At 56.6% G+C, this 15655-nt stretch carries 10 protein-coding genes; 2 read left to right on the top strand and 8 right to left on the bottom strand.

Going from position 1 to position 15655, the window contains the following annotated elements:
• Positions 1 to 155: 155 nt before the first annotated feature.
• Together leuD and leuC are read right to left on the bottom strand one after the other, a co-directional pair.
• Positions 156 to 749 (bottom strand): 3-isopropylmalate dehydratase small subunit, encoded by a 594-nt coding sequence (gene leuD / locus FYC48_RS24505; RefSeq protein WP_149499415.1) that lies wholly within the window; start codon positions 747 to 749, stop codon positions 156 to 158.
• A gap of 5 nt (positions 750 to 754) precedes the next feature.
• Positions 755 to 2179 carry a 3-isopropylmalate dehydratase large subunit gene (gene leuC / locus FYC48_RS24510; RefSeq protein ID WP_149499416.1) on the bottom strand — a complete coding sequence of 475 codons (1425 nt, stop codon included), beginning with the start codon at positions 2177 to 2179 and terminating at the stop codon, positions 755 to 757.
• A 347-nt stretch (positions 2180 to 2526) separates the two neighbouring features.
• On the opposite strand from leuC, the gene FYC48_RS24515 reads away from it, so the two are divergent.
• The gene (locus FYC48_RS24515; RefSeq protein WP_149499417.1) at positions 2527 to 3018 is read left to right on the top strand and encodes an acyl--CoA ligase; all 492 of its coding nucleotides are present in this window, start codon (positions 2527 to 2529) and stop codon (positions 3016 to 3018) included.
• Here the strand turns inward: FYC48_RS24515 and queA are convergent.
• Positions 2987 to 4087, bottom strand: coding sequence for a tRNA preQ1(34) S-adenosylmethionine ribosyltransferase-isomerase QueA (gene queA, locus FYC48_RS24520; protein WP_149499418.1), 1101 nt, complete (start codon positions 4085 to 4087; stop codon positions 2987 to 2989). The genes FYC48_RS24515 and queA overlap by 32 nt on opposite strands.
• Positions 4088 to 4373: 286 nt before the next feature.
• Between queA and FYC48_RS24525 the strand changes: the two genes are divergently transcribed.
• Positions 4374 to 5030, top strand: a complete 657-nt coding sequence (locus tag FYC48_RS24525) for a hypothetical protein (RefSeq protein WP_149499419.1) — start codon at positions 4374 to 4376, stop codon at positions 5028 to 5030.
• A gap of 111 nt (positions 5031 to 5141) precedes the next feature.
• Here the strand turns inward: FYC48_RS24525 and FYC48_RS24530 are convergent, their stop codons facing one another.
• The 5 genes from FYC48_RS24530 to FYC48_RS24550 form a co-directional block, all read right to left on the bottom strand.
• On the bottom strand, positions 5142 to 6680 hold the full coding sequence (locus FYC48_RS24530) for a hypothetical protein (RefSeq protein WP_149499420.1): 1539 nt from the start codon (positions 6678 to 6680) through the stop codon (positions 5142 to 5144).
• 219 nt (positions 6681 to 6899) lie between these two features.
• Complete coding sequence (locus tag FYC48_RS24535) at positions 6900 to 12824, bottom strand: dockerin type I domain-containing protein (protein WP_149499421.1); 5925 nt, start codon at positions 12822 to 12824, stop codon at positions 6900 to 6902.
• 337 nt (positions 12825 to 13161) lie between these two features.
• Positions 13162 to 13467 carry a hypothetical protein gene (locus FYC48_RS24540; protein WP_149499422.1) on the bottom strand — a complete coding sequence of 102 codons (306 nt, stop codon included), beginning with the start codon at positions 13465 to 13467 and terminating at the stop codon, positions 13162 to 13164.
• A complete protein-coding gene (locus tag FYC48_RS24545) occupies positions 13464 to 14105 on the bottom strand; it encodes a thioredoxin family protein (RefSeq protein WP_235034409.1) in 642 nt (213 codons plus the stop codon). Before FYC48_RS24545 ends, FYC48_RS24540 begins: the two co-directional genes overlap by 4 nt.
• A gap of 156 nt (positions 14106 to 14261) precedes the next feature.
• Positions 14262 to 15632 carry a sulfatase family protein gene (locus FYC48_RS24550; RefSeq protein WP_149499424.1) on the bottom strand — a complete coding sequence of 457 codons (1371 nt, stop codon included), beginning with the start codon at positions 15630 to 15632 and terminating at the stop codon, positions 14262 to 14264.
• Positions 15633 to 15655 lie beyond the last annotated feature (23 nt).

The following is a 15655-nucleotide window of genomic DNA, read 5'->3' on the forward strand; positions in this document are numbered from 1 at the left end:
TTAAAGTCAAAACAATTTGCCGCGGCGGGCAAACAGCCTCAATGGCGTGTCGATTTGGCGATCGTTGCCTGTCACGGCGTGCACAGTGCGACCGCCGATCTTTGCTGTGGGCGAAGGGCGATAATTATTGACGCGCTTCTGATCGAACAAATGCCTTACCAGGATCGGGCTGCTTCGTATGCAGAGATTTTATCCTCGATCTGCAGCGTCTGCCCGATATCATCGAGGCCTTGCAGCAGTTTTTCTCGGCGACTGGCATCGACCTCAAAGGGACGTGACCAACCCTCGCTATCGGAAACCTGTTGATTTTCCAAGTCGACGGTCAACTCGTAAGTGCCTTTGGCATCGGCTTTTGCGAATAGCTCGTCGATGTCCGATTCGGCGAGCACGATTGGCAGGACACCGTTCTTGAAGCAGTTGTTAAAGAAGATATCGGCAAACGACGGCGCGATCACACTGCGAAAGCCGTAATCGTCGAGTGCCCAGACGGCGTGTTCGCGGCTCGATCCGCTTCCAAAATTGCGGCGTGCGATCAGGATCGAAGCATCTTTGACGGCGGGTTGATTGAGTTCAAACTCCGGGTTCGGGGTTTCACCGTCGTCTTGGAAACGCCAATCGTAAAAGAGGAACTGTCCGAAGCCAGTTCGTTCGATTCGTTTGAGGAATTGCTTTGGGATGATCTGGTCGGTGTCGACGTTAGCGCGGTTCATCGTCGCGACGACGCCGGTATGTTTTGTAAAACTTTGCATTGGATTTAGCTCTTGTAGCTCCAGTCACGGATGTCGACGAAATGGCCTTCGATCGCGGCGGCCGCTGCCATCGCTGGGCTGACCAAGTGGGTCCGACCGCCTTTTCCTTGGCGGCCTTCAAAGTTCCGGTTACTGGTGCTAGCACATCGTTCACCGGGAGACAGTTTGTCGGGGTTCATCGCCAAACACATGCTGCAACCGGCTTCGCGCCAATCGAAGCCCGCCTCGCGAAAGACCTTGTCCAGTCCTTCACGTTCGGCATGTTCTTTTACCTTTCCGCTACCGGGGACCACCATCGCGCTGACCTTGGAACTCACATGATGGCCTTTGACAACCGCCGCGGCCGCCCGCAAATCTTCGATCCGGGCATTCGTGCATGAACCGATGAAAACTCGGTCGATGTTGATGTCTTGGATCGCCTTTCCCGCTTCGAGTCCCATATAAGAGAGTGCGTCGCTGGTCGTTTTCTGATCCGTCGCGTCGTCAAAATCGGCCGGGTTGGGGGTCTTGGAGGTCACACTCAACACTTGACCGGGGTTGGTGCCCCAGGTGACTTGAGGCTGAATGTCCGACCCATTGAAGACCAGTGATTTGTCATACGTCGCACCCGGGTCGGTGCTTAACTCACTCCATCGTTCGACGGCGGCGTCAAAATCTTGGGGGGCTTCGGGAAGTCCGCGAAGGTAGTCAAAGGTAACTTGGTCGGGGGCGATCATGCCGGCACGCGCGCCCGCTTCGATCGACATGTTGCAAACCGTCATGCGTTCTTCCATGGTCAACGCGCGAACGGCATCCCCGGTGTACTCGAGGACATATCCGGTTCCACCGGCGGTACCGATTTGACCGATCAAGTACAGGACCATGTCTTTCGCGGTGACACCTTTGGAAAGACCGCCGTCGACCCGCAATTCAAATGTTTTGGGTTTGAACTGAAGTAGCGTTTGAGTCGCCAACACGTGCTCGACTTCACTGGTGCCGATCCCAAACGCGAGTGCGCCGAAAGCTCCGTGAGTCGCGGTATGACTGTCGCCGCAGACGATCGTCATGCCGGGCTGGGTGTAGCCGTTTTCGGGGCCGATGACGTGCACAATGCCTTGGCGGACGTCACCGATATCAAACAGTTGGACACCAAATTCGGCGCAGTTGGCGCGGAGTGTTTCGATCTGTTTGCGGCTGATCGGATCGGCAATCGGCAGTGATCGATCGCTGGTCGGAACGTTGTGGTCGGGTGTCGCGAGCGTCCGCTCGGGGCGGCGAACGCGACGCTGGTTGATACGCAGCCCTTCGAAAGCTTGCGGGCTGGTGACCTCGTGGACCAGATGCAGGTCGATATATAGGACTGCGGGACCAGTTTTGTCCTGGTGAACGACATGCAGATCCCAGATTTTATCCAAGAGTGTCCGTGGGTCGGACGAAGATGCATCGGTCATCGAAGGGAATTGTAAACGGGGTTGGGGAATGCGGCTGAATGCCGCTCTACTTTCGACCGAAACTGAAGTTTTGTCAATGAGCAGGTTGCCATTGGCAAGGTTGCCGAACGCGAGATCGTCAGCGATCGATCGTCTTAGACCGGTGACGTACCGCGGACTGAGATGTACAGGACTGTCTAAAGATGCTCCCAAAGCCCGCAGGTTGTTCGGCAGTCGCCTTGGGGTACAATCCGGGCGAAGATACCGAACCCGACGTCACCTGAGTTTCTCGCCAGCCGGCTTTCTCGCCAATCGTGCTCTTCCGCCGCACCGGTAAATCTCGCGCAGTTGGCTTTTCCGATTTAACTATGCCCAACCCCACTGAAAGCGCCGATTTGGCAGTGTCGCCCCCCAAGAACCAACGCAGGCCCGGTGCGATCGGGCGATGGGTTGACCGGTTTCTGATCGGGTGCCTAGTCCTGGTCGTTGCGATCCTGACTGCGACCTCGGCGCCGGCAGTATTGGGACGCCCGTTTGGTGGCACAATGCTCTTAACGCACATGATGGCCAGCGGTGCACTCGTGTTCGGGTTACCGGTGTTTGCGTTCGCGATGATCCGTCATTTCTTGCCGCAGCACCCGATCGCCCGGTCGCACGCTGCCGGGTTCTTGTTAACCGTTACGGCGGGGCTGTTGACGATTGCCAGCGTGTTTGCGTGCATGTTGCCGATTCCGTCGACCGATCAAATGCATCGCCTAATGCAAGTTCATAAGATCGCCGGCCTGACGATGACCCCGGCCATTGTGCTGTTATTGATCGGGCTGCGTCTTACACGATCAGCATCGCATCACCATAGCTGAAGAAGCGATATTCGTTTTCGACCGCTTTCGCGTACGCTTCCATGATTAGTTCACGCGTCGCGAACGCGCTGACGAGCACCAGGAGCGTGCTCTTGGGCAAATGGAAATTGGTCATTAAGGCATCGACGACTTTGAAGTCATAAGGCGGTCGAATAAATAGGTCCGTCGTTCCTGACCAAGCGCCCAGGTTTCCCGCCAATGCTGCCGCCGCACTCTCAAGAGTTCGAACCGATGTCGTCCCAACTGCCACACAGCGTCCGCCGGCACCTCGGCGATCGTTGATCAGGTCGGCATTGTCTTCACTGATTTCTGCCCACTCGGTATGCATGACATGGTCGGACAGCGATTCGGTGGCGACCGGCCGGAACGTTCCCAGTCCGACGTGCAATGTCACCGAGGCGGTTTCGGTGCCGTCGGCTTTGATTTGTTTTAGAAGCGAAGGTGTAAAATGCAAACCGGCGGTCGGCGCGGCGACGCTTCCCGGCGTTTTAGAAAAGACCGTTTGATACTGTTCGACGTCTGCATCGACCATGTGCCCGTCACGGATGTACGGCGGCAGGGGCACGCGTCCATAACGCTGCAACCATTCGTGTGGCGCACTGTCTTCGGTGAGGTTTGGCGAGTCACCCTGTCCGATCAAGTCCGATGGTGATCGCGGAAGCACCAGTAGGTGTCCCGCTTCGGTCCTTGCGACGACTTCTAATCGCATACCCGGCAAACCGTTGCGGTCTTCGACCGTGATCGTTTCTCCGGGGACCAGTTTTCCGCGAGTTTTCGTCAACACCTCCCAAACGCCTGATTCGTCGTCCGCCTGAAGAAACAAGCCCTGCCAACGCCCGCCGGTCCGCGTTCGAAAACCGACCATGCGAGCTGGGATGACGCGGCTGTCGTTAAGCACCAGCGTGTCTTCGCTGCGCAGTAAGTCCGGTAGGTCACGAACATGGTAATGCTCGATCGAACCATCACGGCGATTGACTAGCATCAATCGCGCGTCACTTCGTGTCGGCAGCGGCTGCTGGGCGATCCGTTCGCGCGGCAACTGGTAATCATAGATGTCGATTTCACTCATCGCCGCAGTGTACCGATCAACCCAGCAATCAGTACACCGGCCCCTCCGAGGAATTACGGCAGCGTCGCCCTGCTCGCAATAGTACCTACCTGCAATAACGCCTACCTGCCGTAGAAAACTCATTAGCCTAAGTAGCCTGTCAGCTGAGGACTTGTGGCTAAAATCATCAATTCCCAGGTCGCTTCGTTCCCCGGGACCTGGCCGGTTGGGGAACCTTTCCCCCACACGCGTCGTCGAACGATTGGCCGATCCCCCACGGCGCCCCTCTTCACTCGGAGTACTGAGAATGAATCGAATCGAAAACGGACGAGTTCGGCTTTCGCTTGTCGTCTTGATGGCCGTCCTCGGCTGTGGCTTCACCCCGGTCTCGGGGCAGCCTCCGGCCTCGACTTTACCACCGGAACCCGTGGTGTCACCGTATCCGCCTGCTCCGTATGTCCCAGTTAAGGCGGCTGAGGATACTAATCAATCCAGCCCACCAATCGCGCAGGCTAGAGAGACCACGGAGCCGACGAAGGAAGTGACCTATCGATTGTTATTGTTGATCGAATCTGACGATAACAATCGACAAGCCTACGATGGACCCGCACGTCAGGGTTTGGCCAAAGCCGGTTTTGGTCGATTGGTCATTGCCGGTTCGGCAATGTCGGCAATGTCGATTGGCCAGAAATCGGTTGTGACGGGGACCTCGCGTTACGGCTCAATGTCCGTGAGCATGTCGATGATGAACACGACCGATCGCGAAGAGTTGCAAGTGAAGGTCAGCTTACAAACGAGACATCAGTCGCCGATGACAATCGAGACGATCGCGAGGGCACCGATGGGGCGATGGTTCTTAGTCGGAGCAGGAGAAACCCGCGCCGGGATACCGCTTCATGCCGCCGATGGAAAACGCGGTGTTGTGGTCATGAAGGTCGACCCCGGTGTCGCTCTACTCGACTAGCTGCGTTCAGGCTGCATCGCGAATTTGCCGAACCGCGTCAGCCTTGGTGATTGCACCGAAACGGTAGCAAACGCTGCGCGGCTAATCGTAAAATCGAGTTGGAACGAAGCACTAAAAGCAAACTGCTCGATCGCCGGATTCGATGTGCTCCAGTCCGGCGCGGTCGGTCGCCACGGCCACCGCCTGAGCCCCTTTAACGGATTGGATCAGCAGGTGTCCGACCAATCGTTCACCAGTCAGGTAGGAATGGTAGACCGTCACCGAAGCTCCGACCCGCATCGGTTGGCCGCTTCGCAGCGCCACTTTGCCTGTGCGGTGATCGACCCCGACAACAATGGCTTGCGACTTTTGGGGTGTGGCCGGCTTTTTGTCGATCAATGGAACGGATCGAGGAACGCTACGGACCTCGGCTTTGGATTCCCGTTCGATCGGCAATGCGACCGGTTTGGGACGTGGAGCCAGGGTGGGCGAAGTCGTAGCTGATCGGCCGTTTACGGATGGGGCCTGGGGGGTATCGCTAATCGAGAATCCGACCGCACGGTCCTGACGCCCAACATTCGCTTGCACCGGTTTCGATTCAGTGACCGAATCTTCGATCGCTGAAACGGGGGCGATCGTGACAGGCTGGATCGCCATGCCACCAATCATCCGCAGCTGTCCGACTTCGATATCAGACTTCGCGGTCGATTCGCTCTGGTCGGACTGTGATGCGGCGTTCTCGGCAGCCTCCAGCGAAATTGGCATTGGTTGCAACTGAATCGGATCTTCGGTCGCCGGTTCCGATGGTGGATCCAACAACGGTGATGTTTGATGGCTTGGCGAGATCAACCGTTCTTCGCGTGGCGCCGGACGAAGGGCAACCGCGGGAACTCCCGAGCCGATACTGGTTGTCTCCGAATCCAACTCAACCGTTGCGGCACCGCCTTCGCCTTCGATCGCTTCGACTTCGTCTTCGGTCTCGCCAGGAATTGGCTGGGGCAACTCGGGGACGTCTACTTCGGGAACGTCTTCTTCGATCGGGCCGGTGGCTCGATTGGGGCAGCAAACGCATAAGGCTTTCGCGGCTGCTTCACGTACTTCGGCATTCGGTTCGAGCATGCAACCACTGTCGTCACGCTCGTACGCGATCTCGCTCAGACGTTTGGTGACCTTTTCACTGCAGCACGACGTCGACCCGCACGATTTGCAACATTCTCCGTTGGCGGAATCCGCGATCGCTTCGATTGCGGCCAGTCGTACGTCGGGGGTGCAATCGTCCATCGCCGCGAGTAGAGCGTCGGTGATCTTGCCTTCTTTGTCGTAGCAACCACAGCCCATCGTGGCGAGGAATTTGATCGCCTTGATCTTCTGCATTTTCATGTCTTCGGCTTGCTTGATCTCGGCTGCCGCCTTGATCGCCGGATTGTCGGACTCCAGGTTCGCCGGATCGCCGATGCGCTTGACCGGTGGTTTGCGTTCAAGCCCTGGAAAGTTGCCGCGCCGGTTGACGGTCACATCACGAATCTTTTGAATCCCCTGGGGAATGCCCATGAAGCGCCAAATGGTCGGCGTCGGGGCGGCAGGGACCGCGGGGGCTTGGGCATGAGCGATCGTCGCCGAAGTGGCGATCAAAACAGCCGTCGAAAGCCGCAGGAAAGATGGTGTATTCACGGCGCATTCCGTTGCGTGATGTGCTTTATTGCAGGCAAAAGCCAGTCGACGCGGAATCCTCTCGCACGTCCGACCATGATTGGCCTGTTCGGTTACATCGGCAATTCAAGAAGCGGAGTTCACGGGCAAACCCCCATGTCAGGCACTTCCCCCCCAAATTCATCACTATTTTTGGCAAAGGCTAACGGTTATTCCATAAAAAGGCCTCGCCGTTCGCACTCAAAACAGAACGCCGTCCCCGTTCAGCCAGGATTCGTCGTCGTCCTCGCCGAAAATGTGATCGACCGAATCAAGCCAAGCCCACGAATCCGAATCACTGTTCGTCGATGCCGTCGCCGACCCTTCGGACTGCGATTTGGCCACGGCAAGATAGTTGATCAACATCAACGCGTCGCGAGGTTCGACGATTCCGTTTCCGTTGACATCGGCCGCCGAGCGAAACTCGACCGGTTCGGCTTCGCCGGCCTGCATGATTGCAAGCGTATTGATGACTGACAGTGCGTCGAGCGGGCTGATTGCGCCGTCGCGATTGACATCCATTGCGACGCTAAGGTCCTCCGGCGTTGTCGGAAAATCTTCCGAAGCCAAGGCCCCCAACGGCAGCTTGCTCGGTTCGGTGACGGCCAACAGCGGCACCGGGTTAGGAAACGCGGGAAGAAACGGCGTGAGTGCAGGATGCAACGGGTCAAAGCTAATGACGTCAGGATCGATAAAGATCGCACGCAACCATGTCAGCACGTCTTTTTCGCCACCGCCATCACCGACCACTTCGCAGGTCCGGATCTGATCGGCGCCATGTTGAATACAGATATCACCGAGTGGGATAACGTTTTCTGATCCACCGTCCAAAATTTCGCCGTCGCTGATGTCCGGCGTGTTGCTTCCCAGATCTTGGTCAGAAAACAAAATATCATTGCCGTCGCGTGCATACAGTAGGTCGACACCAGATCCACCGGTCAGCAGATCTTGTCCCGATCCCCCGAACATAATGTCGTTCCCCGCCAATCCATCGATCACCGACATCACCGCGGTCCGGTTGACCAATTGGTCATCGCCTTGTTCGCCTGCGATTCGGATGAACTCTACCCCAGAAATTTCCATCGGTTCGTCGACCGCATCGCCCAGGTTACCGATCGTAATCTGGTCGTCGGCCACGGTGCCCTGCACTTCGATTTTGTCGGTGCCCGCACCGGCGGACCATCCGATTCGTTGCAAGCTCGTCCCGATGTCAAACGGAATGTCGCTGCTGATAGTCATCAGATCATCGGCCGACCCGGTCAAGATGTCGACAGATTCGATGCTTGCCGTTTCAAAGACTTCATTGCCAACGGTCGCACGAGGAGAACCGGGCACGGTGGTCGCAAAAACACCCTCCGCCGGACCGGTGATGACGTAGCGCAAGTCCAGATCGACGGTCGCGGAGCTGGCGTCGACGACAATCCGGTCGCCGACTTCGATCGCAGGTTCGGAAAGTTCGATCGGGTTCATGTTGGCACCGATCGTTCCGGCACCTTCGTTGATCGGGCGTGTCGTGGCTTCGTTCGCGCCACCATCGATGAACAGTTGACGCGTCGCCGCGGCCGAATCGAGTGTCGGAGTGTTGTTCGGGTCATCGTTCAGCCGTCGAAGATATCCGGTACTGTCGGCACCATCGGCGATCAATCGGAAGTTATCGTTGTCGGCTCCACCCTGCAGGTCGACGACGGTATTCAAGTAAACTTCGTTCACTTCGAATGCATCGGCGCCGAGCCCGGTTTGGATGTTGATCAGCGATTCGTTGGGACCCGTGGGTGATGTCGGACTTGCCAATAGAGAAACGGCATCGTCTTCGTCGCCGGTATGGACCATCAACCCCGATTCATTTCCGATCGCGCCGGTTTCAAACGTGTCGCTGCCGCCATCGGTGGTTACGCCGGTGATACTCGAGGTTCCGGTAGTCGTGATCGAGACTTGATCTTCATCGGTACCTGTGATGACGTCGACAATCGAATCCTGTCCGGTGGTGGTGATCGTGACCGTGTCGTTACCGTCGTGAGTGAGAACCTGGGTATAGACTTCTTCGGCAGTCGAAGCCACGTTGACGGTATCGTTTCCAGATCCCGATTCCAGCTTTACCGATTCGACGTCGCCATAAGTGATCGTGACCGCATTGATTCCCGTACGCTGAATCTCCGCCGCCGTGATGTCGTAGATTTGGTCCGACAGCGAGCTGTTATCAATCACATTCAGCTCGTCGCCCAGTTCAACCGTTTCACTGACGTTGGCAACGTCAGCGTCGGTGCGGTGGGCCTGGACGTCAACCGTGACCGAACCAGCTGCAGTGTCGGCTACTCCGAAGACGCAGATCTGTCCGCGAAGTCCATCGAGAGTCCCGGTTTGGCTGCCCCGAGGATTTAAACGTGTTCCGTCGGCATTGTCGGTCAGGTTGAAGGTGTCATCGTCATCATCGCCGAAGAAGTCAGATCGACTGTCAGCACCGGTTCCTTGGACGTTGGCAATATCGTCACCTGATCCCAGCCGGACTTCCAAGAATGATGCCGTGCCGGTATCGCGAACATCGATCAAGTCGATGCCCGAGCCCGCATCCACACCGATTCCACTCGTTTGACCGCTTGCGACGATTTCGACGTCGTCATCGTCTTGGCCGCTTGATAGTTTCACAATGCCATCGTCGCCGGTCGACAAAACGGTCAGCAGATCGCTACCGCTGCCGGTCTCGACAGTCACGATCGATCCAGAGCCCGAAGTGATGACGTCGACCGCGTCGTCGCCGTCGACAGTATCGAGCCGAGTGAAGGTGGCATCCGCGGTATCGTTGATCGTCACGGTATCGGCGAACATGCTGGTCGAGATGTCCAGAAGTTCGGTGTCAAGCAATTCAAACAACACCCCGCCGGATCGCTCAAACGAGCCATCGTTGATCGTGTAGGTTTGTCCCGATCCCGCCGAGGCGTCACTGACGTAAACGGAATCACCCACTGCAATCGATACCGTAACATCCATTGCTTTTGCGGTGACCGTTTCGGAAAGCGTTAGGGTGGGATCGTTCGTTTGTCCGTCAAGACACAACTGTCCCAACAGACCGTCAAGATCACCGCTCGGCGTTCCGCGTGGGGTCAGGCGGTCGCCATTTGCGTCCGAACTGACCACAATCGAGTCATCATCGGCACCGCCCAGGATCTCTGTGACACTCAGGGCGGCGGTGCTTTGCACATTAACCACGTCGTCACCCGCACCCGCCTGGATAGAATTGACCGACGATTCTCCGACGGCCTGCAAGGTCACGACATCGATGTCACTTCCGCCGTCGATCGCCAAGCCACTCGATAGGCCTGTACCGGCGATTTCAACATCGTCATCACCGTCGCCGGTTGCCACACGCAGCAAACTTCCATCACCCGTCGTCGTGACTGTCACGGTGTCTTCGCCCGATCCGGTTTCCACGGTCATCAAGCTTTGGTTTCCCGTATCAGGAATCACCACGGTATCGTCGCCCGCGCCGGTATCGAAGGATACTGCCGACGAAGGTGGAAATAGATTGACGTTCAACAAATCGTTGCCGCTACCCGTTTCCAGACCAAAACTCTCCATCGTCGCTAAATCGATCTCGGGACCGCCCGATCGTGCCAGCTCGGTTGAAGTAAAGTTGTATTGATGGTCCACCAGCGTCGCGCGATCGCTAAAGTTCACTTGATCGCCACGAGGCGCGGTCACTGACACCGTTTCGGTCTTGACCATCAGCGAATCCACGATTTCCGGTGGCACCGATTCGCTGTCACCGAACAAGCAAACTTGACCAGCGATGCCGTCAAGTGATCCGTTCAGATTGCCTACCGGAGACACTCGGTCCCCGTCGGCAGCAGACGAGACATTGAACGTGTCATTTCCGTTTCCGCCATAAATTTCGACGAAGCTATCGACCGCCGTCGTTTGCAGGTTTGCGATGTCATCGCCATCGTCGGTGCGAACGTGCAAGACGCTTTGTACGCCGATCGCTTGTACTGTTACCACGTCAGATTCACTGCCCGTCGAAACACGAACGCCGGACTGAACTCCGGTTCCGCTGATGATGATATCGTCTTCGCCCGCACCGGTGATGAGCTCCGTAACACTCGCAAGTCCGCTGTCGGTCATGATTATCGTGTCGTCTTCGGTGCCGGTATCCACCGTCAAGATGCCGCCATCACCGGTCGTCTCGATCGAAAGGGTGTCTTCGCCGGCCGACGTTTCCACTCGGGTCGTCCCAACCGCGGTCGACTGCACCGTGACTTGATCGTTGCCCGCTCCGGTTACCAAATTCAGCGTTTCTGCGCCGTCGTATACGATCTCTGGTTGCCCCTGCCGGGTGTAGGCCGTGTTGGTCAGTGTATAGACGTGGTCGACAACAGTGCCTTGGTCGCTGATGTTCAATACATCGCCAACGGGAACAGTCGCGGTGACGGCTGCGCCTTTGACTGTGACGCTTGCCGAGTTTTCCGGGATTCCAGAATTGCCGCCGGCAAACACACAAAGTTCCCCTAACAATCCATCCAACGTTCCCGCGAGGGTCCCACTAGGGACGAGCCGATCTCCGTTCGCATCGGAACTAACGTTGATCGTATCGGCGGAGTCACCAGTGAAGACGTCGGTAAAGCTGTCGGTGGCGGTCGTTCGGACATTGACGATGTCGATTCCTTCCCCCGTCATGATCTGGTTGACGCTACCGGAGCCGACCGACAGTAAATTAACCAAGTCCGATTCCGTGCCGGTATCGATGCTCAACCCGCTTCCTGGACCTGTTGCCTGAATCGAAATGTCATCGTCATCTTGTCCGGTTTGCAACACGGTGACGCTGGCATCACCCGTGGAGCTTATGATGGCGGCATCACTTCCTGCCCCAAGGTCGACACGCAATAAGCTACCAGCCGCCGTGGTGGTAAGATCCAATTGATCATCGCCGTTGTTGGTTTCGACGACCGTTTCGATTGCCGCAGTTGACTGCACATCGATCAAGTCATTGCCGCTGCCGGTACGCAGCGTTAACTGTTCGATAGTCCCGTAGGTTATCGTCGGAGAACCGAGTCTGGATACCGACGTTCCCGTTACTTCGTATGTCTGCAAGCCAACCGTTCCTGAGTCGTCGATCATCAACGCATCACCCGCGTCGAGGACGGCAGAAACGTCGTTACCTTTGGCGGTGACCGTTTCGCTGCTGATGACCCCGACCGGTTGGGCACCACCGTTGACCACCAGCGAACCTAAAATCGTATCCAGTGTACCTGCCGGGGAGGTCACTGTAATCGTGTCAGCTCCCTCTCCACCGTTGATAGTGGCGCTCAATGTCGCTGACAGATGATCGACAAAAATGTTGTCGTCGGCTTCGCCACCGTTGACAATCAATTCCGTCGTTGCGGTTGCCGAATCCAATTCGGAAATTTGAATTTGATCGACCCCGGATCCTCCATTGACCGTGATCAAGTCTGACGGGCTGACAAACGAGACGACTTCACCAAGACTAGAATCGATGCGATTGACACCATCACCGGGGGTGACATCGTCTGACAACGAAATCGATTCGTCGCCACCGAGAAACGTGAAGCTAATCGATTGAGAAGCCATTCCAACCAGGATCGGCTCCAACCCAGAATAGCTGATCGCTTGATTCAGGCCTTGCGGATCGGATTCTAAGTCAATCGTGCCACGATGCTCGTCGACAAAGCCCATCGCGATCGTTTCGACCGATCCATTTTGCAAGTTTAGGGAATCGCCCGGACCAGGGTTCTGATCGCCACCTTCGTACGTGATCGGCACCATAAAATCGCCGCCGATGAAATCGACAACCAACTCGTTGCTGTCCGATCCGCCGTTGATTTCAATGCTGCCGATTTCGCTCAAAGGTTCGACAGCCAGAACTGCGTCTTGATTCAAATCGTAGACCAATAGCGCGCCTTCGACGACCGAGATCCGTGTCCTGTTAATTTCGTCGGGCTGCAGTGACGGATCGTCCGGAATGTCAAACACGAACGCGTCGCCGGCGAGCAGTTCGCGTCGTTCGAGCGATTCGGCGAACAGCCTTCTGCGCCGCCGTTTCAGGCGTGGCTTCGCATTCGAAGATCGTCGATCGTGAAGTCGACTCGAGTGGGGGCGTCGAGAAAATTGGGGCATGGTGTGGTTCTCGGAACGATACTCGTTGCGGGAGGGGCGCAGCTTGATCGTCTCCGAGCACGTGCCGATCGGTCGCCGTCTCTACGCGGTTGTTCACGGATCACACCCAGGCTGCACCCCTGGGGGGATAGTAAAGTCGGGCAAAATAGATCGATCAAGGCCCAGTTTGACGGATGGAGCGATTATTGACGCTATCTACATCTGTCGACTGCTACGGGGACTCTGATCGCCCGACGTCTCGAGCCTGATGTCGTTCACCCTCCCCCTCGCCGGAACGGTGGTTCTCAAGTCCTTGGTGGCGACCTTCGGGGCGTACCGGAGAATCTCGATTTGGGCATCACTGCCGGTTTTCGCGAGTCAACGAGCCTCGCAATAAATCCCACGCGAACCATTCGGCGACGACCAGCAGCAACGGAACCGTGAAAAGGACGAACTGAAAAATACTGCGCCGTTCCGCCCACTCGGGATGATCATCGACAATCCAATGCAAGGCGAACAACGTGAGCGAGCCGTTCAGAAACAGCATCACGGACGTGATCGCAGCCATGAAGGTCACCGAGAGTGCCAGCATGACTAGCGAAAAGAAACCCGGCGGACGCTGCTGAGAAGGTCTCGCCACGGCGGGCGAGCGTCCGCGACTCATCTTGATCGCCTTCGCCGTTCGCGCTCGATTCGGATGCGGCAGCCGATAGGGACCGTTTCTGCAACTTGCACTGATTGTCCATTCATCAATGCATCAATCGCATCCTTCAGATAGGATTTCGTAACCTCCGAACCGTCCGGGCTGTCGTCCAATGATCCCATGTAAGCGATTCTACGTTCGCGATCGAGCAGGAAAAATTCTGGCGTATACTTCGCACCAAATTGCTTGGCGATCTGTTGGGATTCGTCAAATAGGTACGTGAACGGGTACTTCTTCTCAGCCGCCCGAGCCTTCATCGCCGGCATTCGATCTTCTTCGACTTTATTGACGTTGATCGCTACCACCTTGATCCCTTGCGGCGCGAGCGACTCGGCTAATTTGATCAAACGTTCTTCGGCGTCGATTGCGTACGGACAGGAATTGCAAGTGAAGACAACGATGACCGCGGGGGCATCTTTGAGATCTGAGAGTGAGTGTGACTCGCCATCGGTCCCGGGCAGGTCTTTCCACTGCGGAGCCTTGTCGCCGATGTCGATTGTCGTGTTGTACTTGCCGGCATCAACGTTCCCCGCCCAGATTGACAGGAAACAACAGGCTGCGACAACGTTGGTGATCGACAAGGATTTTAGACAAGCCATAACTTGAAAGTTCGATTGAATTTTGGGCGCGTTGGTCGTAACACAAACCGGGATCATCGGGGCTGGCTGAAAGATCGGGCATCATCACCAGGTAAAGGCAGCCGATGATGCCGGGACGTGCCGATGCCGCGACACGGCACGTCATCGTCAAGCCAGCTATTGCTGAGGCGTCGTGATCGTTTGGCGTTCTTTGACAGGGTACCAATTTTCGATCTTCTGAGCCAACTTGGCAACGATCTCGGGGTGCCCCGCGGCAACATTGTTCTGCTCGGCTGGGTCGTCAATCAACTGAAACAACTGCGGGCCTTTCTCGGTCCGTGGGTGCGTCGACTTGTATCGGTTGACTTCGCCGTCATAGGTCAGCAGCAATTTCCACGGGCCTTCGATTACCCAGCGGTAGAGCAGCGATGCTTCGGGGTTTTCGATATCCGCGATGTCGTGTGCAAAGCTTTCCCCAAAGATTGTGTCTCGATCGATGGGTTGACCGGTGGTGAGTTCTTCAAGCAGATTCAGACCCGGGAGATCCTTGGAAACCTTGCCGCCGGCTGCGGCCAGAAAGGTCGGGTAAATGTCTAGGCTGGTAGCGAGTTCCTCGCGGCGACCTGGCTCGATTGTGCCTGGCATCCAATAAAAGATTGGCGTTCGAACTCCGCCTTCATAGGGAGTTTGCTTGCTGCGCGGTGCGTAGCCGCGGGCCTCTGGGTTTTGGATCCAACCGTTGTCCGTCAGGTAGACAATCATCGTGTTTTCGGCCAGGCCACGTTCCTCGAGTGACTTCATCAATTCGCCACAAGTCTCGTCAAACCATTCACACATCGCGTAGTACTTTGCGACTGTTAATGGACGTCCGTCACGATACTTTTCCAACAACCGTTCTGGCGGAGTGTGGGGCGTGTGCGGCATGAACGGCGCGTACCACAGGTAGAACGGTTTGTCTTGTTCTTTGGCATGATCCAAGAAACCGTTGATCTCGCCGATCCCTTGCCGCCCGATTTTCAAGCCAACGTCACCGTGTCGACCGCCTTTTTCAGGAAAGCCTTGGGTCATGCCGTGCGTGAAACCAGCGTTTTGGAAACTGCCTTCCCACAGCTTTCCGCTTTGATGACTGAGGTAGCCGAGTTTACCGAGTGCTTCGGGCAATGTCTCGAAGCGATCGAGGTATGAAATCAGTTGGGCGCGTCGTTGGTTATAAAGTTCCGAATCGCGTTCCGCATATTTGGGGGAAGGGTCGTTTCCGGTCACCCCATGCGTCGACGCGTAATGACCGGTTAGCAACGTATGAAGAGACGGGCGACATAGTCCGGTCGGAACATATCCACGGGGGAAGACGGCCGACTGCCGGGCTAATTTGTCGAGGTTCGGCGTCTGTACATCCGGGTGGCCCATGAATCCGTAGTCGGTCCAGCCCATGTCGTCGCTTAGCAGCATGACGAGGTTAGGCGGTTTGGCTTCGGCAAAGTCACTTTGGAACGCCAGCAACGAACACAGAAACGCGAGTAATCCGACGAAGCAACGAGGCTTGGACATGGCAGGTATTGATCGGGAGGTGG

The sequence above is a fragment of the Roseiconus lacunae genome (assembly GCF_008312935.1).
Lineage (GTDB): Bacteria > Planctomycetota > Planctomycetia > Pirellulales > Pirellulaceae > Stieleria > Stieleria lacunae.